The sequence below is a fragment of the Azospirillum fermentarium genome (assembly GCF_025961205.1).
Taxonomy (GTDB): Bacteria; Pseudomonadota; Alphaproteobacteria; order Azospirillales; family Azospirillaceae; genus Azospirillum; species Azospirillum fermentarium.
The window spans coordinates 1,793,780-1,818,903 of the sequence record NZ_JAOQNH010000001.1; the positions used below are offsets into that span (position 1 = coordinate 1,793,780).

Here is a 25,124-nt window from a genome sequence, read left to right on the forward strand (position 1 = left end):
TCGGAAGGGGTACACCCTCACCTTACGTGTTTCAGAGCTGTTCATGTCACTGATTGTCGCGCTATCGTTGTGGCTGGTCGGGGGTGGCATCCTGAGGAGAGGCAGATGTACTCGAACAAGGAAATCAACGATATCAATGGCGTGAGGCGGCATGGGAGCAATTATACCCCGACCACGTTCGTCGGGCTGGTCGAAATGCAGACCCAGATGGCCCATAGCCGTACCTCCTCTTTCCCCAGCACGAGCGGCGGGGGAGGGCCTATGTTCAACGACGGTGAATTCGGGATCTTCGCCCGGATTTTGCTGTTCCTCAGCCGCCTTGCGACCTTTCCCGCCTCCCTCTACGCGGCATGGCTGTTCTGGTCGTACATGGTGAAACATGTGACGGTCGGGCAGGGGTGGGCGTTCTTCAACCTGTTGCTCCTGCCGGTCCTGTCCGGCATCGTCGGCCTGGGCCTGGTGATGATTCTGGGCGATGCGCTTATCAAAATGGTGATGCGCCGGTTCCCCCGGGTGTTTCTGGCCTGATTGGGGCTGCACCGGGGGCATTGCTGCCGGAAACATTTTCCCGCTCCCCGCCGGACCCTATATCAGGACGGATGCCACTGTTGCGCCGCGGCGCGCACCGGTCCGGCAATTTTCGGGGAGGCGAGGGAGCAGCCCATGGTCTGGGTGGCGGTCGGGGCCGGCAATCCGCTGCGCCATATCCCTGTGGCCTATGTCAACCGCGGGCTGATCATGCTCTGCGTGGTGGCGTTCGTGCTGGGGCCGCTGCCGGACAAGTACGCCTTTCTGCCCGCCTATCTGTTCGGCACGCCCGAGATGCCGGGGCTGATGTCCTTGGGGGATGGGCTGCTGGGGCTGGCGGGCCATGTGTTCATCCACGCCGACCCCATCCACATCGTGACCAACATGGTGGCGCTGTGGATCTTCGGCGACAATGTGGAGGACGCGCTGGGCCATGGGCGCTACCTGCTGTTCTTCTTTCTGTGCGCCGCCGCCGGGGCGCTGGCCGAAGGGGCCATGACGGTGGAGCCGCTGCGCCCGTTGGTGGGGGCCAGCGGCGCCATATCGGGGGTGATGGGGGCCTATCTGCTGCTGCACCCCCACGCGCGTATCCTGGTGTTGCTGTTCCTGCGCATTCCGGTGCTGTTGCCGGCCTCGGTCCTGGTGGGCGGGGATCTGGCGGCCAACGTGGCGATGGTGCTGCTGCGTCCCCACGGCGCCGCGGTGGACGATGTGGCGTGGTGGGCGCATCTGGGCGGATTCGCCGCCGGCATGGCGCTGGTCACGGTGATGCGGCGGGCGGGGGTGCCGCTGTTCCATCCGCCCGGCGCCTATCCCCCGGTGCCGTTCCCGCGGCTCCAGCGGATCGTGCCCGATTTCTTCGGCCCCCACGGCCCCCGGCGGGCGGCGGGAAAGGCGGCGGTCTATCTGGGGATCGTGGCGCTGCTGATCTGGACGCTGTAGCCGCAACCGCTTGCACCCGGACGCCCAAGCTGGAACACTGCGGCCCACGAACGGCGCCCGGCGCCCCCTTTTTCGACGTGAAAGGCAGAGACGATGACGGAACCCGGCACCCCCCCCGTTCTGGGCGTGATCGGCGGCAGCGGCGTGTACGACATCGACGGGCTGACCGACACCGCGTGGGTCACGGTGGACTCACCCTTCGGCGAGCCGTCGGACCAGTTGCTGACCGGCGTGCTGGGCGGGCAGAAGCTGGTGTTCCTGCCCCGCCACGGGCGCGGCCACCGTATCCCCCCGTCGGAGGTCAACTACCGCGCCAACATCGACGCGCTGAAGCGGCTGGGGGTGACCGAGATCCTGTCCGTCTCGGCGGTCGGCTCGCTGAAGGAGCATCTGGCCCCCGGCACCTTCGTCATCGCCGACCAGTTCATCGACCGCACCTTCGCCCGCACGAAGTCGTTCTTCGGCACCGGGCTGGTGGCGCATGTGGCGCTGGGCCGTCCCGTCTGCGCGCGCCTGGGCGACCGGGTGGAAGAGGTGCTGAAGGACCAGGGCATCGCGTACCAGCGCGGCGGCACCTATCTGGTGATGGAGGGGCCGCAGTTCTCCACCCTGGCCGAATCCAACCTCTACCGGTCCTGGGGCTGCGACGTCATCGGCATGACCAACATGCCCGAGGCGAAATTGGCCCGCGAGGCGGAGATGTGCTACGCCACCGTCGCCATGGTCACCGATTACGATTGCTGGCACCCCGACCACGACGACGTGACCGTGGACGCCATCATCACGGTGCTGCTGGGCAACGCGGAAAAGGCCCGCGGCGTGGTCAAGGGGCTGGCGCCCACGATCGGCCGGCGCACCGCGGCATGCGAGAAGGGATGCCACCACGCCCTGGACAACGCCCTCATCACCGCCCCCGACAAGCGCGACCCGGCCATGATCGCCAAGCTGGACGCGGTGGCCGGGCGGGTGCTGGGCTGAAGGGAAACGTTCCGATCCCGAGGGCGTTGGGATAAGCTGGAACCCTCAGGAGGGATGGTGGGTGCTATGAGCAAGGATGGCGAAGTGCTGATGGAGTTTCACCGCATCGGCACCTACATGAAGGCGGTGGCGATCGACCCGGTAACCGGAACCGAGGTGTCGGTTGTCGGCCCCGCCACCGGGGGGCAGGAGATGCTGCGCCGCACCGCCATCAACAAGCTGCGCTATGTGCTCCAGAAACAGGCCGGGGCCAAGCCCCGCTGACCGGCGGACCCTCTCATTTCGGTTCCGGTCAAGGCATCAAGACTGAAATCAAGGAAGAACGCGATGCGTCGAACGGTCTTCGCACTGGTTGTTGTGTCCCTGGCCCAGGTTCTGCCGGCGGCGGCGGGAAGCCTGTCGTCCCCCACCAATCTGGTGGGCGGGGCGGCCCCCGGGGGGGCTGCATCCATGGCTTCACCGGCGTGTGCCAAGCCCGGCATGCCGGCGTGCATGAACGACGCGGCCACCTTCACCAACGCCGACCGCATGACGCAGTGCCAGGGGGAAGTGCGCGACTATGTGGACCGCTCCATGGCCTATCTGCAGTGCCTGTCCAACGAGCATCAGAACGCCGGCCAGGAGCTGAGCCGGAACGTGGACCGTTTCAACTGCCGTCTGTCGGGCAGCCGCACCTGCGGTTGAGGTGCGGGGGCGGCGCCGGACGCCGCCTCCCATATAAGACGCCGCCTCCCATATAATAGGTGTGCGAATCAAAAGGGCCGCCCCGGCAGAGAGGGCGGCCCTTTTTGATGGTGGCGGCTTATGGGACCGTGCTGCTTGTTCCGGTCCCGCCGGCTATCATCTTTCAGTGGCAAATCCGGCGCGATGGACAGCCGGAAACGTAGGCGGTGCCTTAATCGTCACGCCCCGAGCGCCCGGAGCTGCGGCCCAGGCCGATGCGCTTGGCGAATTCCGACCGCTGCGCGGCGTAATTGGGCGCCACCATCGGGTAATCCGCCGGCAGACCCCAGCGGGCACGGTATTCGTCGGGAGACATGTTGTAGGTCGAGCGAAGATGACGCTTGAGCATCTTCAGCTTCTTCCCGTCTTCCAGGCAGACAATATATTCGGGCGTCACCGATTTACGGATCGGAACCGCCGGTTTCAGCGGTTCGGGAGACACTTCACGCGGCGCAGCGCTCAACCCGGTCAACGACGAAAACACCGTGACAATAACCTCGGGAATCTGCTGGGCCGGCAGCACGTTTTTGCTGACATAGGCCGAAACGATATCGGCCGTCATGCGCAGCAGCGCGTTGTCGGCGACATCGGGGCGGAGCTGGTCACTCATTGCCTAGTGTCCTGGGTTTTTCGTTTTGGCAGTCTGAACCAAATTGCATACCGTGATTTTAGTGTCAATAAAATTTCTATGGGGCTCCAGATATATTGATTATTCTGACCAGAACTAAGGCGTCATCGGCAAATCAGACGTTTCTCAATATGGTACGGGGTGTCTCCTCGTAACGGAGGGATAATGCCTCAGTAGTGGCCGGTGACACGGCTTCTGCGGCCTGCACGGCAGCGGTAATTACCGGAAAACGGCTTGAACGGCGAATCGTCGTGATCCTATTTCGTATAACCGGCCCGCTATTTTCACACGCCGCGGGATGGAGGCGGCCGTGGTTTCCCTGATGGGTTTTTCTCGCGGTGCAACACGGTGTTTTGCGGGTGCTTCGGCGGCTTTGCTGCAGCTCTGCGGGGCTGGTCTGCGCCTGCGTGGGGTGCCCGCCGCCGTGGTTCCCGTGTAGGGAATGTGTGTCGAACTGGTGAACGGGGGCGACATCTGGTAGTCTGCGGCCACTTTTCCGGCGTATACGGCCGTTGCGCCGAAGAAACCGGTGCCCCCCGTGCCTGCCTGTGCCCACGAGCCCCGAGCGTCTTTCGTTGTGATGAGTCTGGAGTAAGAGCGAGATGAGCGAGAAGACCGTTGCCCTGGCGTCCGACCACGCCGGCACCGCCCTGAAGGCCGAGCTGAAGGACTGGCTGGCCGCACAGGGCTATGCCGTCGCCGATCTGGGCACCCATGGGCCGGAATCCGTGGATTACCCCGATTACGCCGATGCCGTCGCCGCCGCGATTCGGGATGGCAAGGCCGAACGCGGCGTCTTGATCTGCGGCTCGGGCATCGGTATCAGCATCGCCGCCAACCGGCACCGCCACATCCGCGCGGCGCTGTGCGGCGACGTCACCTCCGCCCGGCTGTCGCGCGAGCACAACGACGCCAACGTTCTGGTGCTGGGCGCGCGGGTGACGGGGCCGGAGGTGGCCCGTGACTGCCTCAGTGTCTTCCTCGCAACCGCCTTTGCCGGCGGCGAGCGCCACGAGCGCCGCGTCGCCAAGCTGGGCTGAGGACCGTTTCGTATCTCCAGGAGCCGCCACCGATGACCGCCCTCAACCCCACCTTCTTCACCGCCTCCCTGGCCGAGACCGATCCCGAACTCGCCCGCGCCATGCGCGACGAGTTGCTGCGCCAGCAGGACCAGATCGAGCTGATCGCCTCGGAAAACATCGTCTCCACCGCCGTGCTGGAGGCTCAGGGCTCGGTCCTGACCAACAAGTACGCCGAGGGCTATCCCGGCAAGCGCTATTACGGCGGCTGCGAATTCGTGGACGTGGCGGAAAAGCTGGCCATCGACCGCGCCTGCGCCCTGTTCGGCGCGTCGTTCGCCAACGTCCAGCCCAATTCCGGGTCGCAGGCCAACCAGGCGGTGCTGCTGGCGCTGCTCCAGCCCGGCGACACCGTGCTGGGCATGTCGCTGGCCGCCGGCGGCCACCTGACCCACGGTGCCGCCCCCAACCTGTCGGGCAAGTGGTTCAAGGCCGTGCAGTACGGCGTGCGCCGCGACGACCACCGGATCGATTTCGAACAGGTCGAGGCGCTGGCCCGCGAGCACAAGCCCAAGCTGATCATCGCCGGCGGTTCGGCCTATCCCCGCGTTCTCGACTATGAACGCTTCCGCGCCATCGCCGACGAGGTGGGGGCGTACTTCATGGTCGATATGGCCCACTATGCCGGGCTGATCGCCGGCGGCGCCTATCCCAACCCGCTGCCCTATGCCGACGTGGTGACCACCACCACCCACAAGACCCTGCGCGGGCCCCGTGGCGGCATGGTGCTGACCAACAGCGAAGAGATCGCCAAGAAGATCAATTCGGCGGTGTTCCCCGGCCTGCAGGGCGGCCCGCTGATGCACGTCATCGCCGCCAAGGCGGTGGCCTTCGCCGAAGCGCTGCGCCCGGACTTCAAGCAGTACGCCCAGGCCACCCTGGACAACGCCCGCGCGCTGGCCCGCGTGCTGATCGACGGCGGCCTGGACATCGTGTCGGGCGGCACCGACAGCCACATCGTGCTGGTGGACCTGCGCCCGAAGAACCTGACCGGCAAGGCGGCGGAAGCCAGCCTGGAGCACGCCGGCATGACCTGCAACAAGAACGGCGTGCCGTTCGACCCGCAGAAGCCGATGGTCACGTCCGGCGTGCGTCTGGGCAGCCCGGCGGCCACCACCCGCGGGTTCGGCGTCGCCGAATTCGAGCAGGTGGGCCGCATGATCGTGGAAACGCTGGACGGTCTGGCCGCCAGCAACTCGGGCGACAACACGGCGGTGGAGCAGGCGGTGCGGGAAAAGGTGCGGGGCCTGTGCCAGCGCTTCCCCATCTATCCGACGCTGTGAGTTGAGGTAAGGACCGGCATCCCGACGCCATCGGGGTGCCGGCCCGATGAAAGTGAGGGGTTGGAATGCGCTGTCCGTTCTGCGGCAACGAAGACACCCAGGTCAAGGACTCCCGCCCGACCGAGGACAGCTCGGCCATCCGGCGGCGGCGCTTCTGCCCCGGCTGCGGGGCGCGCTTCACCACGTTCGAACGGGTGCAGTTGCGTGAACTGACCGTGGTCAAGAGCACCGGTGCGCGCGAGCCGTTCGACCGCGACAAGCTGCTGCGGTCCATGCGGATCGCCCTGCGCAAGCGCCCGGTGGACGCCGACCGGCTGGAGCGGGTCATCAACAGCCTGGTCCGCCAGCTTGAATCGTCGGGGGAAAGCGAAATTCCCTCCAAGCAGATCGGGGAGATGGTGATGATCACCCTCCAGACCCTCGATCCCGTGGCCTACATCCGCTACGCCTCGGTCTACAAGGATTTCCGCGAGGCGGCGGACTTCCACCAGTTCGTGGACCAGCTGGCCCCGGAACCCACCAACGATTGATCCCCATGACCACGCCGCCCTCCGCCTTCTCCGCCCAGGACCGCCGCCACATGCTGGCGGCCCTGGCCCTGGCCGAACGGGGGCTGGGGGCCGTGTGGCCCAACCCGGCGGTGGGGTGTGTTCTGGTCCGTGACGGGCAGGTGGTCGGCCGTGGCTGGACCCAGCCCGGCGGCCGTCCCCATGCCGAGACCGAAGCCTTGCGGCGGGCCGGCGAGGACGCCCGCGGGGCCACCGCCTATGTCACCCTGGAACCCTGCAGCCATCACGGCAAGACGCCGCCGTGCGCCGACGCGCTGGTCGCCGCCGGGGTGGCGCGGGTGGTGGTGGCCTGCGGCGACCCCGACCCGCGGGTGGCCGGCAACGGCCTGCGCCGGCTGGCCGACGCCGGGGTGGTGGTGGAAACCGGCCTGTGCGCGGACGAGGCGTACGAGGTCAACCGCGGCTTCTTCAACCGCATCCTGCACGACCGGCCCCTGTTCACCCTGAAGCTCGCCACCACGCTGGACGGGCGCATCGCCACCCACGGCGGCGAGTCGCAATGGATCACCGGCGAGACGGCGCGCCACTGGGGCCACGGGCTGCGGGCGCGCCACGACGCCATCATGGTCGGCATCGGCACCGCGCTGGCCGACGATCCCGAACTGACCTGCCGCCTGCCGGGGCTGGACCACCGCTCGCCCGTGCGGGTGGTGGTGGACAGCCGGCTGCGGCTGCCGCTGACATCCCGCCTGGTGCGCGGCGCCCGGCGGGTGCCCACCTGGATCGTCACGCGGTCGGATGCGGAATCGGTGCGGCTCAAGGTCTTCCGCGATTGCGGGGTGGAGGTGCTGCCGGTGCCTCCCGACGCCGCCGGCATGCCCGACATGGTGCAGGCCGCTGCCGTCCTGGCCGGTCACGGCATCACGCGGGTGCTGCTGGAAGGGGGGGCACGGCTGGCCGCCTCGGCGTTGCGCGCCGATCTGGTGGACCGTCTGGAGTGGTTCCGCGCCTCGCGCATCATCGGCGGCGACGGGCTGCCGGCGGTGGCGCCCTTCGGTGTGGACCGCTTGGCCGATGCCCGCGGGTTTGCCCGCACCGGCATCCGCCGGGCCGGCGACGACGTGGTGGAAAGCTACACCCGGCAACGGCTGTAGGGATCTCCCGGGGCGGGAAAGGGAGAGAAGGGGAGGGGAGAGTTTTCCCGGCTGGTGCAAGGGAATTCTCCCGAATTCACACGGGGTGCGGGCGGCATGACCGTTGCCGTGCCGGGCATGATCGGTTAATCCTTGTTTTCCCATCGGTTTTGATGGACGTTTTTCGTCCGTTTCAAGAACTGTCAGATTGGCGAACCATGTTCACAGGAATCATCACCGACATCGGCCGCGTCCGTTCCGTCGAGAAGCAGGGCGACACGCGCTTCACCATCGAGACGGCCTTTGACATGGACGCCGTGCCCATCGGCGCGTCCATCGCCAACAACGGCGTCTGCCTGACCGTGGTGGAAAAGGGGCCGGGCTGGTTCGCCGTGCAGGCGTCCGCCGAAACCCTGTCCAAGACCACGCTGGGGGGCTGGGCCGCCGGCACGCGGGTCAATCTGGAACGCTCGCTCAAGCTGGGCGACGAGTTGGGCGGGCATCTGGTCTACGGCCATGTGGACGGTGTGGCCACGGTGGCGGAGGTGCGCCCCGACGGCGAGTCCCTGCGCCTGACGTTCGAGGTCCCGGCGGGGCTGGAGAAATACGTGGCGTCCAAGGGGTCGGTGGCGCTGGACGGCGTGTCGCTGACCGTCAACGAGGTTGACGGCGCGCGCTTCGGCATCAACATCATCCCCCACACCCAGACCGCCACCACCTTCGGCGATCTGAAGCCCGGCGACCGGGTTAACCTGGAAGTCGATATGCTGGCCCGTTATGTGGCCCGTCTTGTGGGGCAGGAATGACCTCGGAACACCACGCCTATCTCGCCTCCACGGAGGAAATCCTGGAGGAGGCCCGCCAGGGCCGCATGTTCATCCTGGTGGATGACGAAGACCGCGAAAACGAGGGCGACCTCGTGATCCCCGCCCAGGCGGCGACGACCGAGGCCGTCAACTTCATGGCGAAGTACGGCCGCGGCCTGATCTGCCTGGCCATGGACCGCGACCGGATCGAGGCGCTGAACCTGCCGCTGATGGCGCAGCAGAACGCGTCGCGCCACCAGACCGCCTTTACCGTGTCCATCGAGGCGCGGGAGGGGGTGACCACCGGCATTTCCGCCGCCGACCGCGCCCGCACCATCGCGGTGGCCATCGACCCCACGGCGGGGCCGCAGGACATCGCGACACCGGGCCACATCTTCCCGCTGCTGGCCCGCGACGGCGGCGTGCTGGTCCGCGCCGGCCACACGGAAGCCTCGGTGGACATCGCCCGGCTGGCCGGCCATTCCCCGGCGGGCGTGATCTGCGAGATCATGAACGACGACGGCACTATGGCCCGGCTGCCGGATCTGGTGACATTCGCCCAGTTCCACGGGCTGAAGGTGGGCACCATCGCCGACCTGATCGCCTACCGCCGCCGCACCGAAACCATCGTCGAACAGCGGCTGGCCGGCACGCTGGACAGCGCCCACGGCGGGCGGTTCCAGATGTACGTCTACACCAACAAGGTGGCGTACGCCGAACACATCGCGCTGGTCCGCGGCGATATCTCGGGCGACGAGCCGGTGCTGGTGCGCATGCACGCGCTGTCGGTGCTCGACGACGTGCTGGGCGACCGCTCCCAGGGGCGCGACGGCGAGCTGCAGGCCAGCATGGAACTGATCGCCCGCGAGGGCCGCGGCGTCATCGTGCTGCTGCGCGAACCCCTGCCCACCAGCCTGTCGGCCCAGGCCAAGGCGCGGTTGGAGGGGGTGAGCGGCGGGGCGCCGGAGCTGCGCGATTACGGTGTCGGCGCGCAGATTCTTCTGGACCTCGGCGTGCGGAAGATGACTCTGCTGTCCAACCGCAAGCGCTCCATCATCAGCCTGGAAGGCTATGGCCTGACCGTCACCGGCCACCGCGCCATCCCGCTGCCGGGCCGGGCCGAGGGCGCCGGGGATTGATGGGACCACATAGATAAGGTGTAAGGCGAGCCTCCATGACCGATGTTCCGCATATCATGGTGGTGGAGGCCCGCTTCCACGACGACCTCGCCGAGGAACTGGCCCGCGGGGCGGTGGGGGAACTGCACCGGTCCGGGGCCACGTACCAGCGGGTGCCGGTGCCGGGAGTTCTGGAAATTCCCGCCGCAATCCTTTACGCCGTGCGTTCGATGGATTATTACACCGCCCGGCGGCGCTTCGACGGCTATGTGGCGCTGGGCTGTGTGATCCGGGGTGAGACGACGCAGTATGACGTGCTGTGCGCCGAGAGCATGCGGGGGGTGCAGGATGTCGCCCTGCGCTACACGCTGGCGCTGGGCAACGGTATCCTGACGGTCGAGAACCGGGAACAGGCCTGGATCCGTGCTGCCGTCGGCAACCGCAACCGGGGCGGCCACGCGGCGCGGGCCTGCCTTGACATGATCGACCTCAAGCGCCAATTCCGCCTGTACCCGCGGTGACAGCCGTGGTTGCGGGCTTTCTTCTTTTCTCTGACCGACAGTGTTGATTGGACCATGAGCAACCACGACGCGCCATCCTCCCCGCCTGCCAAGCGCGGCCCCCGCAAGGGTGCCAACCGGACCGGAGGCGGCTCGGCCAAGGCGCGTCGCAAGGCGGCCCGGCTGGCCGCGGTCCAGGCCCTGTACCAGATCGACCTGTCGGGCGCCGGGGCCGAATCGGTGATCGGCGAATTCGTCGCCCACCGCCTGGGGCATGAGGTTGACGGCGACCGCTATGTGGCCGGCGATCCCCAGCTTTTCGCCGACATCGTGCGCGGCGTCACCTTCCGCGGCACCGAGGTGGACGGGGTGGTCAGCGCCGCGCTGGACGCCCGCTATCCGCTGGACCGGCTGGAGCTGCTGCTGCGCGCCATCCTGCGGGCCGGCGGCTACGAGCTGTTCGCCCACGCCGACCTGCACCCGCGCATCATCATCAGCGAGTATGTGGACGTGGCCCACGCCTTCTTTGCCGGGCGGGAGCCGGGGATGGTGAACGGCGTGCTGGACACCGTGGCCCGCACGCTGCGCGCCGACGAAATGGCGCAGCCGGTGCCGGCCTCGTCCCCGAAGCAGGGTGGCTGACCCGGCCCCCCATGCCGCGGGGGAATTCCGCCGAATCGACCGTTATTTCAAGCCGCTGGCGGCGTCGTTCCCCGGCTCGCTGGGGCTGATCAACGACGCCGCCGTCTTTGCCGTGCCGCCGGGGCAGGAACTGGTGGTGACCAGCGACGGCATGGTGGCCGGCGTCCATTTCTTCCCCGACGACGCCCCCGCCGACATTGCCGCCAAGCTGATGCGGGTCAACCTGTCGGATCTGGCCGCCATGGGGGCCGACCCGCTGGCCTACACCCTGGTGACCGTCCTGCCCAAGACCCTGCCGGAAGCCTGGCTCGCCGCCTTCGCCGCGGCGCTGGGGGAGGAGCAGCGATGGTCCGGCATCGGGCTGGCCGGGGGCGATTCCGTGTCCACACCCGGTCCCGTCACACTCAGCCTGACCGCCATGGGGCTGGTGCCGGCAGGCATGGCCTTGCCCCGCCGTTCACCCCGCCCGGCGGGCGATCCGGTGTTCGTCACCGGCACCATCGGCGATGCCGCCCTGGGGCTGCTGCTGGCCTTCGGCACGCTGACCGGCGTGGCGGCGGCGGATGGGGCCGTGCTGCTGGACCGGCTGCGCCGCCCGTCGCCGCGTCTGGCGGTGGGGCGGGGGCTTCGCGGGCTGGCGGCGTCGTGCCTGGACGTGTCCGACGGGCTGGTGGCCGATCTGGGGCATCTGGCGGAGGAATCGGGCTGTGCCGCGGTGATCGAGGCGGCACGGGTGCCGCTGTCGCCCGCCGCCCGCCGGGTGGTGGAGGCGGATCCGGCGCGCCTGTCCACCGTGCTGACCGGTGGCGACGATTACGAGCTGCTGTTCACCGCGCCTGCGGAATGCCGCGGGGCGCTGGCGGATCTGGCCGCCGCCGCTGGAGTCGCCATCACCGAGATCGGGCGCACCCTGGACGGGCCGGCGGGCATGGTCCATGTTCTGGACGGGCAGGGGTGCCCGATGACGCTCGCCGCGGCGGGCTGGTCGCACTTCTGACCTTTCCATTCCGCCCGGCCGCCGGGGCCGGCAGCGCCACGCCCGGCAGCGTCATACGAGGCACCGCCCATGAAGATCGTCATCCTGCTGATCGTCGGCCTGTTGCTGCTGGCCGGGGCGGCGGCCGGGGGGCTGTGGCTCTATCACCAGTACACGGTGCCCAAGGAAGAGAACGCCGCCCCGAAACCGCCGCCCCCGCCCCCACCGCCGGGGCCGCCGGCCTATATCCGCGTGAGCCCCATCGTGGTGCCCATGATCGGGGCCAACCGGGTGCAGCAATTCATCACCATCGTCGCCACCGTCGAGATCGAAGCGGCCAAGCAGCCGCAGACCATCGGGCGCCAGACCCAATTGATCGACGCCTTCATCACCGCGCTGTACGCCGCGGTGGACGATCGTTCGATCATGATGGGAAATATCGTCAATATCCCGGCGGTGAAAACCAAGCTGACCGAGGCGGCGGCCAAGGTTTTGGGCAAGGATGTTGTCCATGATGTGCTGGTTCAGGTGGTCACCCAACGGAATCTGTAGCAGATAAGTCAGTATCCCAGACCCAAACAGGCCAATTCGCCGCGCCGCTTTCGCCTTTGCGGATATTGCAAAGGAACTGCCGGTTCGGCATCCTTTTTCCTGAAAGGCCGACGGGCAGAAACTGCGGGCCGTAAAATAGGTCAACGGAACTGCCGCGTTGACAATAATTACTTTAGGGGGATGGGATGGCGCTAGGGTTCTTAGTCATCATTGCCTGCGGCTTGCTTGCGCTGGCCTATGGCGCATACGCCGGAAAACAGGTCATGGCCGCGTCCGCGGGATCGCCGCGGATGCAGGAAATCGCCGCCGCCGTGCAGGAGGGGGCGCGCGCCTACCTCAACCGGCAGTACACGACCATCGCGGTGGTCGGTGCCGTCATCCTTGTCATCCTGGGTGCCTTTCTCGGCCTGCACGTGGCGATCGGGTTCCTGATCGGCGCGGTGCTGTCGGGCGTGGCCGGCTATGTCGGCATGAACGTGTCGGTGCGCGCCAACGTCCGCACGGCCCAGGCCGCGACCGAGGGGCTGCACCGGGCGCTGGACATCGCCTTCAAGGCCGGGGCCATCACCGGCATGCTGGTGGTGGGGCTGGGCCTGCTGGGCGTGGGCGGCTATTTCGGCATCCTGTCCATGGTCTACAAGGTCACCGACCCGGCGCAGGTGCGCTCGGTGCTGGAAGCGCTGGTGGCGCTCAGCTTCGGGGCCTCGCTGATCTCCATCTTCGCCCGTCTGGGCGGCGGCATCTTCACCAAGGGTGCGGATGTGGGCGCCGATCTGGTGGGCAAGGTCGAAGCCGGGATCCCCGAGGACGACCCCCGCAACCCGGCGGTCATCGCCGACAACGTGGGCGACAATGTGGGCGACTGCGCCGGCATGGCCGCCGACCTGTTCGAAACCTATGCGGTGACCATCGTCGCCACCATGCTGCTGGCCGCCATCTTCTTCACCGGCGACGTGGTGCGCAGCCTGCTGATGTACCCGCTGGTGATCGGCGCTGTGTGCATCGCGGCGTCGGTGGCCGGCACCTTCTTCGTCAAGCTGGGCTCGTCCAACAACATCATGGCGGCCCTCTACAAGGGGCTGATCGTGGCCGCCGGCCTGTCGCTGGTGCTGGTGCTGATCGTCACGGCGGTCATGTTCGGCTTCAAGACGCCGATCCCCATGGCCGCACCCGGCGGGGCCGCGGTGACGATCACCGGCGGCAACCTGTTCGTCTGCGCCCTGGTGGGGCTGGCGGTCACCGGCCTCCTGGTGTGGATCACCGAGTATTACACCTCCACCGTCTTCCGCCCCGTCCGCAGCGTGGCCAAGGCGTCGGAGACCGGCCACGGCACCAACGTCATCCAGGGGCTGGCGGTGTCGATGGAATCGACGGCCCTGCCGGTGGTGGTGATCTGCGCCGGCATCCTGATCGCCTTCAACCAGGCGGGCGTGTTCGGCATCGGCGTGGCGGCGACGACCATGCTGGCGCTGGCCGGCATGGTGGTGGCGCTCGACGCCTATGGCCCGGTGACCGACAACGCCGGCGGCATCGCCGAAATGTCGGAAATGCCCAAGGACATCCGCGTAACCACCGACGCGCTGGACGCCGTGGGCAACACCACCAAAGCGGTGACCAAGGGCTATGCCATCGGCTCCGCCGGTCTGGCGGCGCTGGTGCTGTTCGCGGCGTATGTCCAGGATCTGAAGCACTACTTCCCCAACGTGCCGGTTGAATTCCGCCTGGACGACCCGTATGTGGTGGTGGGGCTGCTGGTCGGCGGTCTGCTGCCGTACCTGTTCGGGTCCATGGGCATGACCGCGGTGGGCCGTGCGGCCGGCTCGGTGGTGGTGGAGGTGCGCCGCCAGTTCCGTGAAATCGCCGGCATCATGGAAGGCACGGCCAAGCCCGACTATGGCCGGGCGGTCGATCTGCTGACCCGCGCGGCGATCAAGGAAATGGTGATCCCGTCCATGCTGCCGGTCTTCGCCCCGGTGGTGCTGTACGTGGTCATCAGCGCCATCGGCGGGCAATCCGCGGCCTTCTCGGCTCTGGGCGCCATGCTGCTGGGCACCATCGTCACCGGCGTGTTCGTCGCCATCTCCATGACCTCGGGCGGCGGCGCCTGGGACAACGCCAAGAAGTACATCGAAGAGGGCAACCACGGCGGCAAGGGCTCCGACGCCCATAAGGCCGCGGTGACCGGCGATACCGTCGGCGACCCGTACAAGGACACCGCCGGCCCGGCGGTCAACCCGATGATCAAGATCATCAACATCGTGGCGATCCTGCTGCTGGCGATTCTCCACTCGCTGGGCTGAGCCGGGGCGTCTGTGCAAACGAAAACCCCGGCAGGGTGACCTGCCGGGGTTCTTTTTGTCTGCTGCGCGGGGAAAGAAGGGGGAGGGGTGGTCAGCTCCCCGGACCCTTGCCCTTGCTGTCCTTGGCGGAGAAACGGCCCACGTTGCCGATCATCTGCTCCATGAAGGTCATTTCGCGGCCGTGGGTGGGGGTGGAGCGCTCCACGATGTCGATGTCCTGGCCGGCGGATTTGTCGAGTGTCTTCAGGTCCGACACCACGCCCTGCGGGTCGAAGTGGACGACGACCACCTGCCGTTCCACCACCTCGGGCTGGAAGAAGGCGGTCTTTTCCGTCTTCTGCCCGATGTAGTACCACACGGAGCCGTCGAAGGTGCCGACGGCGGTGGGGGTGCCGAGGACGGAGGCGACATCCTCCCGCCGGCTGCTGCCGGCATGGATCTCGGCCAGACGGTCGGCCTCCACCATATGGCCGCGGGTGGCGACCGTGGGGGAGCAGGCAGACGCACCGATCCCCAGCAGGGACAGGGCAAGCAGCTTCGGAAGAGTCGATCTTGTCATGGTGCTCGGCTAGGATGACCGGCAAGGACGGACGGCGCCGCACCCATGGGCGCCCCGGCCTTTGACCGCTGGACGGCTTCAGGGACATTGGCACCCTGCGGTTCGTTCTGTCAACGACTCCTGATATGGGGCACCCGACTCGTGTTCGCTCGTCTGCTCGCCCGCCTGCTGCCGGGGCGTGGCCGGGACCGCCGTCCCGCCTTCGACGCCTTTTCCTGCCTGGTGGTCCAGGCCCGCCACCCGGAATTCTTCCGCGGCTGGGGGGTGCCCGACACCATCGACGGGCGGTTCGACATGGTGGCGCTGCACGTCTTCTTGCTGATGCACCGGCTGAAAGGACAGGGGGTGGCGGCGGAAGCCTTCTCCCAACAGGTGTTCGAGGTGATGGTGGCCGACATGGACCACAGCCTGCGCGAACTGGGGGCCGGCGACACGGGCGTGGGCAAGCGGGTCAAGCGCATGGTCCGCGGCATGGCCGGGCGGCTCCAGGCGTACGACCGGGCGCTGGCCGCCGGCGGCAACGCCGCATTGGAAGCGGCGCTGGACAACAACGTCTATGGCACCGTCGCCGACTCCGATCCCGTTGCGGTGGCGTCCCTGGCCGCCTATGTGCGGGATCAGGCGGCGCATCTGGCGGCCCAGGACGTGGACGCGCTGATGGCCGCCCGCTTTACCCTGGCCCCGCCGCCGGTGCGGGGCTGATGCCCCCGCGGATCGGAGTCGCCGCCGGGGCGAAGCGTGCTATCTCTTTGTGCAACACCGGGAACGAGAACGGCGGAAGGGCCGCAGCATGACACAACACACCGAACCGGCACCGGAATTCCCCCGCCCGGAATTCTCCCGCATGGTCAACGCCGACACCGTTCAGCGGGGGGAGATGGTGCAGACCATCGAACCGACCGAGGCGGAGCGGGTGGCGCTGGCCCGGCGGCTGGAGCTGGAATCCATCGGCTCCCTGACCGCTACCGTGCGGCTGCGCCGGGTGCGCGGCACCATGATTCGCGTGTCGGGCACGCTGGAGGCCGACGTGGTGCAGACCTGCGTCGTCAGTCTGGAGCCCGTCCCCGCCCACGTCAGCGAAACGTTCGAGGCGGTGTTCGCGCCCGAGGACTTGGTGCCGGACGATCTGGACGAGATCGATATCGACCCCGACGCCCTGGACGAAGATATTCCCGAACCGATGCACAACAACCGAATCGATATCGGAGAACTGACGGCGCAATATTTGTCACTGGGGCTTGATCCCTACCCTCACGCGGCGGGGATCGAGTTCGAAACCATTGATGAGCCCGAGGAGGAGGAGGAAGAGGTGCCGGAACAGCGCCCCAACCCCTTTGCGGCATTGCGTCAACTGAAGAAGCCCAACTGAATGGGTTCTTGCTTGCTCTGAACAGGGCATTGGTTTATTGAATGCCGCTCGCATCGGGCGGCCCGGTTTCTGGGCCGCCCTTTCCAATGAAGAGAGTGTAGGGTCATGGCCGTTCCTAAGAAGAAGACCTCCAAGTCCCGCCGCAACATGCGGCGTTCCCACCACGCCCTGTCGTCGGCCTCTTATCATGAGTGCCCGAGCTGCGGCGAGCTGAAGCGCCCGCACCACGTCTGCGGCAGCTGCGGCTCCTACGACAAGCGCGAAGTGGTCAAGAGCACCGCGGCGTGATGACGGTACGGCCGGCTCGCCCGGCCCATCCGGCCTCGGGGGGCCGGCTTGCCCGGCCCGTTCGAACCGAGGGGCCGGGTTCTCGAGTTGAGGGAGCTTGCTTGCGGTGAGCCAGCGCTTGATCATCGCCCTTGATGCCATGGGCGGAGACCACGCACCCGACATGGTGATTGCCGGTGCGGACATCGCACGGGAACGCCATCCTGACGTGCGTTTTCTGCTGGTCGGCGATTCCGCGCGGATCGGGCCGTTGCTTGCCAAGCATCCCGCCCTGGCCGCCGTGACCGAGGTGATCCACACCGAGGACGCCGTGGCCGGCGATGCCAAGCCTTCGGTGGCCTTGCGTGCCGGCCGGCGGTCCAGCATGCGGCTGGCCATCGACGCCGTTGCCGACGGCCGCGCCGCCTGCGTGGTGTCGGCGGGCAACACCGGTGCGCTGATGGCCATGGCCAAGTTCGTGCTCAAGACCCTGCCGGGCATCGACCGCCCGGCCATCGCGTCGTTCTTCCCCACCTTGCGCGGGGAAAGCGTGATGCTGGATCTGGGTGCCAACACCGAATGCTCGCCCGACAATCTGGTCCAGTTCGCGCTGATGGGGGCGGTGTTCGCCCGCACGGTGCTGGGCCTGCCGGAACCGAGCATCGGCATCCTGAACATCGGGTCGGAAGAGGTGAAGGGCAACGACACCGTCCGCAACGCCGCCCAGCGGCTGCGCGAGATGACCTTGCCCGGCCGCTTCCACGGCTTCGTCGAGGGCACCGATATCGGCGCCGGCACCACGGACGTGATCGTCACCGACGGTTTCACCGGCAACGTGGCGCTGAAGACGGCGGAAGGCACCGCCAAGCTGTTCACCGAATTCCTGCGCCGCACCTTCGAATCGTCGCTGATGGCCCGCATCGGCTATCTGCTGGCCCGTTCCGCCTTCAAGAAGCTGAAGGCGCGCACGGACCCCCGGCGCTACAACGGGGCGATGTTCCTCGGTTTGCGCGGGATTTGTGTCAAAAGCCACGGCGGCACCGACGCGCTGGGCTTCGCCAACGCCATCGGCGTGGCCGCCAATCTGGCGATCAACGGTTTCAACGAAACCATCGGGCAAGAGATGTCGCGGCTGTCGGCGGGTGGCCCGGATCTTCCCGACAGCAAAGCGGCGGCGGTTTGACGATGATGATACGCTCTCGAATCGCCGGCTGCGGGTCGTACCTGCCGGAACGGGCGGTGTCCAACGTGGAACTGGCCGAGCGTGTCGAGACCTCGGACGACTGGATCGTCCAGCGTACCGGCATCCGTTCGCGCCATCTGGCCGCCGACGGCGAATTGACCTCCGACCTTGCCGTTCACGCGGCGCGCGCCGCGCTGGAGCATGCCGGGGTCGATGCCGGAAGCATCGATTGCCTGATTCTCGCCACCACCACGCCCGACAACACCTTTCCGTCCACCGCGACCAAGGTGCAGGCCGCGCTGGGCATGACCCGCGGCTTTGCCATGGATGTGCAGGCGGTGTGCGCCGGCTTCATCTATGCCCTGTCGGTGGCCGACAACTTCATCCGCAACGGCCAGGCCCGCCGGGCGCTGGTGATCGGGGCGGAAACCTTCTCCCGCATCCTGGATTGGGAGGACCGCACCACCTGCGTTCTGTTCGGCGACGGTGCCGGGGCGGTGGTGCTGGAAGCGGTGGAGAACGAAGGCACGTCCGCCGATGCCGGCGTGCTGTCCACCCACCTGCATTCCGACGGGCGGTTCTATGACCTGCTCTATGTGAACGGCGGCCCGTCGTCCACCGGCACGGTCGGCCATGTGCGCATGCACGGCCAGGAAATCTTCCGCCACGCCGTCACCAAACTGTCGGAGGTGGTGGACGAGGCGCTGACCGCCAACGGCCTGACCCCGGCCGACATCGACTGGCTGGTGCCGCATCAGGCCAACCGCCGCATCATCGACGGCATCGGGCGCAAGCTGAAGCTGGCGGCGGACAAGGTGGTGCTGACCGTGGACCGCCACGGCAACACGTCGGCGGCGTCCATTCCGCTGGCGCTGGCCGAAGCGGTCGCCGACGGGCGAATCAGGCGCGGCGATCTGGTGCTGATGGAAGCCATCGGCGGCGGCCTGACCTGGGGGGCGGCGCTGATCCGCTGGTAGGCAGCGTGCGGTGACGGACTGTCGCACGCCGCGCGCCGCAACCTTTTGAATTGACGGGCTTATCGGAGCACATTACCGTTCCTCTCATGCTTCTCGGGGGAGGAGTCCGATGGTCGATAACACTGTTACCCGCGCCCAATTGAGCGAAGCCGTCTACCAAGAGGTAGGGCTGTCGCGCAACGAATCCGCGGATCTTGTCGAATCCGTTCTGGATGAAGTGGCCGATGCCCTGGCACGCGGGGAAATGGTCAAGATCTCGTCCTTCGGCAGTTTTCAGGTCCGGCAAAAGGGCGAGCGCGTCGGGCGCAATCCCAAGACGGGGGAGGAGGTTCCGATTCTCCCACGCCGCGTCCTGGTGTTCCGTGCCAGCCATGTGCTGAAGCACCGCATCAACGAAGGGCTGGCCGACGTGGACCCCGAGTCCATCGCCACCGAATCCAAAGCGCCGGTGTAACCCGGTGCCATGGGCACGAGGAGCCGGATCCGGTTCATGCGTTCCAGTCAGGTAAAATCGGCCACGGCTTTCCGCACGATCAGCGAGGTCGCCACCGACCTGGATGTGCCGCAGCACGTGCTGCGGTTCTGGGAAACCCGTTTCCCACAGATCCGCCCGTTGAAACGCGGGGGCGGGCGGCGCTATTACCGCCCCGAGGATGTGGCGCTTTTGCGGGTCATCCAGCGCTTGCTGTATAAGGAAGGCTATACCATCCGCGGTGTTCAGCGGCTGCTGCGCGAACACCGGGCCGGGCTTCTGTCCCTGACCGGCGGGGAGGTGGACAGCGTGGATTCGCAAGAGGATACCGTGGACGCGAACGCTTTGGTGCTTGACGATTTTTCCGCGGAGCTGCCGGTGGAAGCGCCGCCGGACCCCGTGTTCATCGAGCCGGTGCGCTCGGCCCCGCCCCAGCCGGCCATCGCCCCCGACGTGCGGGAGGAGCTGGAGGCGCTGCTGGCCGAGCTGAAGGCCATGAAGCTGCTCATGACGTCGCTGCGCTGACCGTTCCGCGTCACACGGCACTCAGGATCACGGCGTAGCGGGCGGCCTTGCCCGCCGTCACCAGCAGCAGAAACCACGGCAGCGGCACCCGCAGAACGCCGGCCACCAGCGTCAGCGGGTCGCCCACCACGGGCAGCCACGCCAGCAGCAGCGACCACACCCCGAACCGCTGGAACCAGCGGGTCGCCCGTTCCATCTGTGCGGGGCCGACGGGGAACCAGCGCCGGTTCTGGAAATGCAGCAGATACCGGCCCAGCCACCAATTCATCAGAGATCCCAGGACGTTGCCGCCCGTGGCCGCCAGCAGGAGCGGCACCGCCGGATAGCCGCCCGTGTGATGAAGGGTGCCCAAGGCGATTTCCGATTGCGCCGGCAGCAGGGTTGCCGCCACGAAGGATAGAAGGAACAGCCCGGCATAGGCGGCTGCGTCGGCCATGATGATCGGTCCTCATTATCTCATGAGATTTTTTTGAGCCATGCCCACACGAAGCATTGTGGGGTGATGGTGATCTTTCTAACACTGCAATGGTTAAGCACCGCGCCTTTCGGCGCCGGGCGGCAGGGAAAGGAACGAACGCATGGCGTTTGCCGGATTGGCCCGCTTCGATGGCGATGGCTGTCTGGTCTGGGCAAACCCGGATTTCGGGGGGGTGCTGGGGTGCGGCGGGGCCGTGCGCGCCGGCATGCCCCTGGGCGACGTTCTGGGCGCGGTGGACCAGGACCGGGCGCGGGCCATGGCCGCCCCCGATGTGCTGGCGGCGCTGACGGCGGGGGAAACCGCCGTCCTTTACGGTGCGGCCATGGCCACCGGCAGCGCTGCCCTGTCGCTGGCCCGCGGGGAAGGGGGGGAAACGCTGCTGACGGCGGTGCCGCTGCCCGCGGGCGCCCTGTGCACGTCGGCGTTCTGCACCGATCCCAACCACCGGCATGGGCCGGCGCTGGAAACGGCGCAAAGCGCCATCATGGAGGCGATCGCCTTTCCGTTGGTGGTGTCGCGGGTGTCGGATGGGCTGGTCCTGGCCGGCAACCAGCCGGCGGCGGCCATGTTCGGCATCCCCCTGGCCGAGGCGGTGGGGCGGGTGACCACGTGGGAGTTCTATTCCGACCCCGACGAGCGGTCCCGGCTGATCGCCCGGCTGAAGGAAGGGGGCGGGCAGTTCGACGGATTCGAGACCCAGGTGCGCAGCCGCGGCGGGCGCGAGGCGTGGGTGATGCTGTCGGCCCGCCAACTGCTCTATTGCGGCGAAGCGGCGGTGCTGGTCTGCGTCACCGACCTGACCGAACGCCGCCGCATGGAAAAGGATCTGGCCGCCCAGTGGAAATTGTCCCAGGCGGTGCTGGAAGGCTTGAGTCAGGGGGTGCTGGCCTTCGACCGTGACCGCCGGCTGACGGCGTGGAACGGGCGGGCGCTGGACCTGCTGGGTCTGTCGCGGGCGGATGTGGCGTTCCGCATGGCCCTGCCGCGCCTGGCGGAACAGGTGACGGGGGCCGGGCGCTTTGCCGCCCCCGATGTGCTGGGCCTGCTGGGGCAGGGCGGGGGCGATGGGGCGCCGCGGGTGTTCGAACCGGCGGGCGGCGGCGGGCTGGTGATGGAAACCGTGGCCCGCGGTCTTCCCGACGGCGGGTGCGTCATCACCTGCACCGACATCACCAGCCACAAGCGGGCGGAGCGGGAACTGCGCGACAGCCGTGCCCTGTTCGAACAGGCCATCCGCGCCGCCCGCGACGGCATTTCCCAATGGGATCTGAAAAGCGGGGAGGTGTGGTTCTCCCCCCAATGGTGGTCGCTGCTGGGCTATGGCGAGGACGAGGCGGTCAACAGCATCGAACGCTGGGCCGAGCTCATCCTGCCGGAAGACCGCGACGTGTCGTTGCGCGCCGCCGCCGATTTCGCCGCCGGGCTGATCGAGGATTGCCAGCTCATCCAGCGCTACCGCCATCGGGGGGGACACACGGTCTATCTTTATTCCCGCTCGATCAAGGTGGCGGACGACGGTGGACAGACGGTCAAGCTGATCGGTTCCCACACCGACATCACCGAACGCATCCGTGCGGAGGATACCGCCCGCATCGCCAGAGAACAGGCGGAACAGGCGCTGAAAAGCCTGAAGGAAGCGCAGGCCCATCTGATCCAGTCGGAAAAAATGGCGGCGCTGGGGTCGCTGGTGGCCGGGGTGGCGCACGAGATCAACACGCCCATCGGCATCGCATTGACCGGCGCCTCGCTGCTGGCCGAACGCACCGATGCCATCCGCCGCGCCTTTGCCGTCAACCAGCTCCGCCGTCCCGATTTCGCCGAGTATCTTGAAACGGCGGAGGAGGCGACGCAGCTCATGATGCTGAACATCGACCGGGCGGCCCAACTGATCCAAAGCTTCAAGCAGATGGCGGTGGATCAGGCCAGCGAGGAGCGCCGCGTCTTCCATCTGGCCGACTATATCCAGGAGGTGCTGCGCAGCCTCAGCGTCCGGCTGAAGCGGGCCAGCCACGCCATCACCGTGGAGTGCCCGCCCGATCTGGTGCTGGACAGCTATCCCGGCGCGCTCAGCCAGATCCTGACCAATTTCATCATGAATTCGCTGATCCACGGTTACCAGCCGGGGCAGACCGGGCACCTGTCCATCGCCGTCACCGGCAGCGAGGAGGAGGAGGAGGTGACCCTGCGCTACGCCGACGACGGCCGCGGCATCCCGGCGGAGCTGCAGGACAAGGTGTTCGAACCCTTCTTCACCACCAACCGCGGGGCGGGGGGCAGCGGGCTGGGGTTGAATATCATCTACAATATCGCAACCAGAACCCTGCGGGGGCGGATCGCGCTGCACAGCGCGCCGGGGCAGGGCACGGCCTTTACCCTGCGCTTTCCCCGCTGCATTCCGGCGGGGTAATCAGGCGCCGCATGCGCCCCCCGTGCATTGCCGCACTTCGATGACCGGGTGGACGATGGACAGGCTGTGGGGCAGACGGGCCTTGTACGCCTCCGGCGGCTGGGGGGCGTGGGCGACGACCGAGGCCACCAGCGTGTAGACCCCCGGCCCCACCGACCAGATGTGCAGGTCGGCGACCCGCGTGTCGCCATCGGCTTCCAGTGCGGCCCGCACGCTGTCGGCGGTGTCGGGCGGGGCCTGGAAGTCCAGGAGCACCCGCGCCGATCCGCCGATCAGCCCATAGGCCCAGCGCCCCACCAGCACCGCCCCCAGCACGCCCATCACCGGGTCGAGCCAGTTCCACCCCAGATACAGCCCGGCCAGCAGGGCCACGATCGCCAGGACCGAGGTCAGGGCGTCGGCGATGACATGCATCACCGCCGCCTTGAGGTTCGCATCCTCCTCATGCCCGTGATGGTGATGGGCGTGATGGTCGTGCCCATGGTGATCGTGGTGCGCGTGGTGGCCGTGATGGCCATGCTCGTGCCCGCCGGTCAGCAGGAAGGCGCAGACCAGATTGACCGCCAGCCCCAGCACGGCGATGGCGATGGCCGGGCCGAAGTCGATGGGGCGGGGATCGAGCAGCCGCTCCACCGATTCCACCGCCATGAACAGCGCCACCGCCGCCAGCAGCACGGCGTTGGTGAAGCCCGCCAGCGCGTTCACCTTGCCGGTGCCGAAGCTGAACCGCCGGTCGTTGGCACGGGTGCGGGCATAGGCATAGGCAAAGGCGGTCAGCGCCAGCGCGCCCGCGTGGGTCGCCATATGGATGCCGTCGGCCAGCAATGCCATGGAGCCGAAGGCCATCCCGGCCACGATTTCCCCCACCATCATCACGGCGGTGACCACCATGACCAGAAACGCCCGCCGTTCCGCCGGGCGCCGGGCGTCCTGGCCGAAGCTGTGGTCGTGGGTCCAGGGGGCGAGGGACTGGGTGTGCATGGCGATGGCTCCGGCGGTGGAGGCGGGACACCGCTGACAGTGCCCCGGAGCGTCCGGGCCGGCAACCCCCTATCATGCACGCCCAGGGCACGGCGTCCGGTTCATAGGCCCTCTCCCGGGGTGGGCGGGAGAGGGCGGGGGACGCCCTTACTTCAGCAGATAGACGATATCGTAGCCGCTGCGCTTGAACTGGGTCTTGACCAGCCGGCCGTCGGCGGCGAACCACAGGTCGCGCTCCACCTCGCCGCCGATGCGGTGGTGCTGGGTGGGGATGGCCTGTCCGCCGGCGGTGGTCACCGTCTCGCTGCCCACGGAATCGCTGCGCACCTGATAGGGGTGGCCGTCGATGACGCTCAGCAGCACCGGGCGTTTCAGCACCTCGCGCGTCCACAAGGTGAGCGGCAGGGTGGTGGCGGGCAGGGCGCTGGTCTTGCCGTCCACGGTCAGGGTGTAGCCGCCGTCCTTGCCCCGCGCCAGCGCCAGCGTGTGGGGGGTGCCGTCGTCGTCGGTGGTGGCGGTCACCGATTCCAGCGTGCCGCCGCGCCACACCTCGTCGCGCTTGTGGTCGTAGCGGAAATTGACGAACAGCACCTTCACCCGCGTGGTGGTGGTGACCGACACCTTCAGCGTGTCGCCCTGCGGCTCGAACCGGATGTCCTCGGTGCCGATGGGGTCGCCGTCCTTCAGGATGGTGTAACGGTCGGTGCGGGCATCCGCCGCCGACGCTGCCGCCGGGGCGGCCAGCGCCAGCCCCAGCAAAAGCCCACCCATCAGCGCGCGTTGGCCGCGCGCCGTCATGCGCCGTCCGTTCATGGCGGCGTTCCTCCCTTGGTCTCGATGGTGAGTTCTTATGCGGTGTTGTGGCCCGTCCAGCGGGGCCGGGGCGCCGTCAGTCCTCCAGCAGCGAGGCCAGCTTCATCGCCAGCCCCTTGGACCCATCCACCTTCAGCTTGCCCAGCGTGAACGCCAGCACCGGGTCCATCTTGCCGTTCATCAGGCGTTTCAGGTTTTCCGGCGTCAGGCGGATGGCGCAATCGGCGTCGCCGTCCGCGCGTTCCACCGTGACCGGGGTGTTGCGGGCGTCCACCAGAATGGTGTCGCCGGGGCCGCCCAGCACGAATTTCACCCGCGCGTTCAGGCTGCGGAACTGGGGGGCACGCCCGCTCAGCGCCTGAAACAGCTCATCCACCATGGTCCTTGCTCCGAAAG

General features: G+C 67.7%; 30 protein-coding genes. 24 read left to right on the forward strand and 6 right to left on the reverse strand.

Annotated features, from left to right (window positions below; all coding sequences use genetic code 11):
* Positions 1-105: 105 nt before the first annotated feature.
* The 5 genes from M2352_RS08585 to M2352_RS08605 all read left to right on the forward strand — a co-directional run bounded on the left by M2352_RS08585 (position 106) and on the right by M2352_RS08605 (position 3,132).
* Positions 106-528, forward strand: a complete 423-nt coding sequence (locus tag M2352_RS08585; RefSeq protein ID WP_264664079.1) for a hypothetical protein — start codon at positions 106-108, stop codon at positions 526-528.
* Between the two features lie 135 nt (positions 529-663).
* A complete protein-coding gene (locus tag M2352_RS08590) occupies positions 664-1,470 on the forward strand; it encodes a rhomboid family intramembrane serine protease (RefSeq protein ID WP_264664080.1) in 807 nt (268 codons plus the stop codon).
* Between the two features lie 93 nt (positions 1,471-1,563).
* Positions 1,564-2,448: an S-methyl-5'-thioadenosine phosphorylase gene (locus tag M2352_RS08595; protein ID WP_264664081.1), complete on the forward strand. Its 885-nt coding sequence runs from the start codon at positions 1,564-1,566 to the stop codon at positions 2,446-2,448.
* A gap of 66 nt (positions 2,449-2,514) precedes the next feature.
* Positions 2,515-2,712 (forward strand): DUF6898 family protein, encoded by a 198-nt coding sequence (locus tag M2352_RS08600; RefSeq protein WP_264664082.1) that lies wholly within the window; start codon positions 2,515-2,517, stop codon positions 2,710-2,712.
* A 63-nt stretch (positions 2,713-2,775) separates the two neighbouring features.
* Complete coding sequence (locus M2352_RS08605) at positions 2,776-3,132, forward strand: hypothetical protein (protein ID WP_264664083.1); 357 nt, start codon at positions 2,776-2,778, stop codon at positions 3,130-3,132.
* Between the two features lie 211 nt (positions 3,133-3,343).
* Here the strand turns inward: M2352_RS08605 and M2352_RS08610 are convergent, their stop codons facing one another.
* Complete coding sequence (locus M2352_RS08610; protein WP_264664084.1) at positions 3,344-3,781, reverse strand: MucR family transcriptional regulator; 438 nt, start codon at positions 3,779-3,781, stop codon at positions 3,344-3,346.
* 620 nt (positions 3,782-4,401) lie between these two features.
* On the opposite strand from M2352_RS08610, the gene rpiB reads away from it, so the two are divergent.
* The 11 genes from rpiB to M2352_RS08665 all read left to right on the forward strand — a co-directional run bounded on the left by rpiB (position 4,402) and on the right by M2352_RS08665 (position 14,697).
* Positions 4,402-4,839 (forward strand): ribose 5-phosphate isomerase B, encoded by a 438-nt coding sequence (gene rpiB / locus M2352_RS08615; RefSeq protein ID WP_264664085.1) that lies wholly within the window; start codon positions 4,402-4,404, stop codon positions 4,837-4,839.
* Positions 4,840-4,871: 32 nt separating this feature from the next.
* On the forward strand, positions 4,872-6,161 hold the full coding sequence (gene glyA / locus M2352_RS08620; RefSeq protein ID WP_264664086.1) for a serine hydroxymethyltransferase: 1,290 nt from the start codon (positions 4,872-4,874) through the stop codon (positions 6,159-6,161).
* 65 nt (positions 6,162-6,226) lie between these two features.
* Entirely contained in the window at positions 6,227-6,691 is a 465-nt protein-coding gene (nrdR, locus tag M2352_RS08625) for a transcriptional regulator NrdR (RefSeq protein ID WP_264664087.1), read from the forward strand.
* Positions 6,692-6,696: 5 nt separating this feature from the next.
* On the forward strand, positions 6,697-7,824 hold the full coding sequence (gene ribD, locus M2352_RS08630; protein ID WP_264664088.1) for a bifunctional diaminohydroxyphosphoribosylaminopyrimidine deaminase/5-amino-6-(5-phosphoribosylamino)uracil reductase RibD: 1,128 nt from the start codon (positions 6,697-6,699) through the stop codon (positions 7,822-7,824).
* Between the two features lie 197 nt (positions 7,825-8,021).
* Positions 8,022-8,609, forward strand: a complete 588-nt coding sequence (locus M2352_RS08635; RefSeq protein WP_264664089.1) for a riboflavin synthase — start codon at positions 8,022-8,024, stop codon at positions 8,607-8,609.
* Positions 8,606-9,748 carry a 3,4-dihydroxy-2-butanone-4-phosphate synthase gene (ribB, locus tag M2352_RS08640; protein WP_264664090.1) on the forward strand — a complete coding sequence of 381 codons (1,143 nt, stop codon included), beginning with the start codon at positions 8,606-8,608 and terminating at the stop codon, positions 9,746-9,748. Before M2352_RS08635 ends, ribB begins: the two co-directional genes overlap by 4 nt.
* A 35-nt stretch (positions 9,749-9,783) precedes the next feature.
* Complete coding sequence (locus M2352_RS08645) at positions 9,784-10,248, forward strand: 6,7-dimethyl-8-ribityllumazine synthase (protein ID WP_264664091.1); 465 nt, start codon at positions 9,784-9,786, stop codon at positions 10,246-10,248.
* Between the two features lie 54 nt (positions 10,249-10,302).
* On the forward strand, positions 10,303-10,869 hold the full coding sequence (gene nusB, locus M2352_RS08650; RefSeq protein WP_264664092.1) for a transcription antitermination factor NusB: 567 nt from the start codon (positions 10,303-10,305) through the stop codon (positions 10,867-10,869).
* On the forward strand, positions 10,862-11,866 hold the full coding sequence (gene thiL, locus M2352_RS08655) for a thiamine-phosphate kinase (RefSeq protein ID WP_264664093.1): 1,005 nt from the start codon (positions 10,862-10,864) through the stop codon (positions 11,864-11,866). The genes nusB and thiL overlap by 8 nt, the downstream gene beginning before the upstream one ends.
* 69 nt (positions 11,867-11,935) lie before the next feature.
* Positions 11,936-12,397, forward strand: a complete 462-nt coding sequence (locus M2352_RS08660) for a hypothetical protein (RefSeq protein ID WP_264664094.1) — start codon at positions 11,936-11,938, stop codon at positions 12,395-12,397.
* A 185-nt stretch (positions 12,398-12,582) separates the two neighbouring features.
* Complete coding sequence (locus M2352_RS08665; protein WP_264664095.1) at positions 12,583-14,697, forward strand: sodium-translocating pyrophosphatase; 2,115 nt, start codon at positions 12,583-12,585, stop codon at positions 14,695-14,697.
* 91 nt (positions 14,698-14,788) lie between these two features.
* Here the strand turns inward: M2352_RS08665 and M2352_RS08670 are convergent, their stop codons facing one another.
* A complete protein-coding gene (locus M2352_RS08670; RefSeq protein ID WP_264664096.1) occupies positions 14,789-15,256 on the reverse strand; it encodes an outer membrane protein assembly factor BamE in 468 nt (155 codons plus the stop codon).
* 141 nt (positions 15,257-15,397) lie between these two features.
* Here M2352_RS08670 and M2352_RS08675 point away from each other — a divergent pair, with 141 nt between their 5' ends.
* From M2352_RS08675 to M2352_RS08705, 7 genes are all read left to right on the forward strand, one after another.
* The gene (locus tag M2352_RS08675) at positions 15,398-15,958 is read left to right on the forward strand and encodes a ubiquinol-cytochrome C chaperone family protein (RefSeq protein WP_264664097.1); all 561 of its coding nucleotides are present in this window, start codon (positions 15,398-15,400) and stop codon (positions 15,956-15,958) included.
* Positions 15,959-16,046: 88 nt separating this feature from the next.
* Positions 16,047-16,625, forward strand: coding sequence for a YceD family protein (locus M2352_RS08680; protein WP_264664098.1), 579 nt, complete (start codon positions 16,047-16,049; stop codon positions 16,623-16,625).
* A gap of 105 nt (positions 16,626-16,730) precedes the next feature.
* A complete protein-coding gene (rpmF, locus tag M2352_RS08685) occupies positions 16,731-16,913 on the forward strand; it encodes a 50S ribosomal protein L32 (RefSeq protein ID WP_264664099.1) in 183 nt (60 codons plus the stop codon).
* Between the two features lie 106 nt (positions 16,914-17,019).
* Positions 17,020-18,075 (forward strand): phosphate acyltransferase PlsX, encoded by a 1,056-nt coding sequence (gene plsX, locus M2352_RS08690; RefSeq protein WP_264664100.1) that lies wholly within the window; start codon positions 17,020-17,022, stop codon positions 18,073-18,075.
* 2 nt (positions 18,076-18,077) lie between these two features.
* A complete protein-coding gene (locus M2352_RS08695) occupies positions 18,078-19,052 on the forward strand; it encodes a beta-ketoacyl-ACP synthase III (protein ID WP_319802025.1) in 975 nt (324 codons plus the stop codon).
* A 109-nt stretch (positions 19,053-19,161) separates the two neighbouring features.
* Positions 19,162-19,506, forward strand: a complete 345-nt coding sequence (locus M2352_RS08700) for an integration host factor subunit alpha (protein WP_264664101.1) — start codon at positions 19,162-19,164, stop codon at positions 19,504-19,506.
* Between the two features lie 36 nt (positions 19,507-19,542).
* Positions 19,543-20,049, forward strand: coding sequence for a MerR family transcriptional regulator (locus tag M2352_RS08705; protein WP_264664102.1), 507 nt, complete (start codon positions 19,543-19,545; stop codon positions 20,047-20,049).
* A gap of 10 nt (positions 20,050-20,059) precedes the next feature.
* Here the strand turns inward: M2352_RS08705 and M2352_RS08710 are convergent, their stop codons facing one another.
* Positions 20,060-20,485, reverse strand: a complete 426-nt coding sequence (locus tag M2352_RS08710) for a YqaA family protein (RefSeq protein WP_264664103.1) — start codon at positions 20,483-20,485, stop codon at positions 20,060-20,062.
* A gap of 142 nt (positions 20,486-20,627) precedes the next feature.
* Here M2352_RS08710 and M2352_RS08715 point away from each other — a divergent pair, with 142 nt between their 5' ends.
* Positions 20,628-22,934: a PAS domain-containing sensor histidine kinase gene (locus M2352_RS08715; protein ID WP_264664104.1), complete on the forward strand. Its 2,307-nt coding sequence runs from the start codon at positions 20,628-20,630 to the stop codon at positions 22,932-22,934.
* On the opposite strand, the gene dmeF is transcribed toward M2352_RS08715, so the two are convergent.
* From dmeF to M2352_RS08730, 3 genes are all read right to left on the reverse strand, one after another.
* The gene (dmeF, locus tag M2352_RS08720; protein ID WP_264664105.1) at positions 22,935-23,915 is read right to left on the reverse strand and encodes a CDF family Co(II)/Ni(II) efflux transporter DmeF; all 981 of its coding nucleotides are present in this window, start codon (positions 23,913-23,915) and stop codon (positions 22,935-22,937) included. It lies immediately after the preceding gene.
* Between the two features lie 147 nt (positions 23,916-24,062).
* Positions 24,063-24,728 carry a DUF6134 family protein gene (locus M2352_RS08725; protein WP_264664106.1) on the reverse strand — a complete coding sequence of 222 codons (666 nt, stop codon included), beginning with the start codon at positions 24,726-24,728 and terminating at the stop codon, positions 24,063-24,065.
* A 76-nt stretch (positions 24,729-24,804) separates the two neighbouring features.
* Positions 24,805-25,107 carry an SCP2 sterol-binding domain-containing protein gene (locus M2352_RS08730; RefSeq protein WP_264664107.1) on the reverse strand — a complete coding sequence of 101 codons (303 nt, stop codon included), beginning with the start codon at positions 25,105-25,107 and terminating at the stop codon, positions 24,805-24,807.
* Between the last annotated feature and the right edge of the window lie 17 nt (positions 25,108-25,124).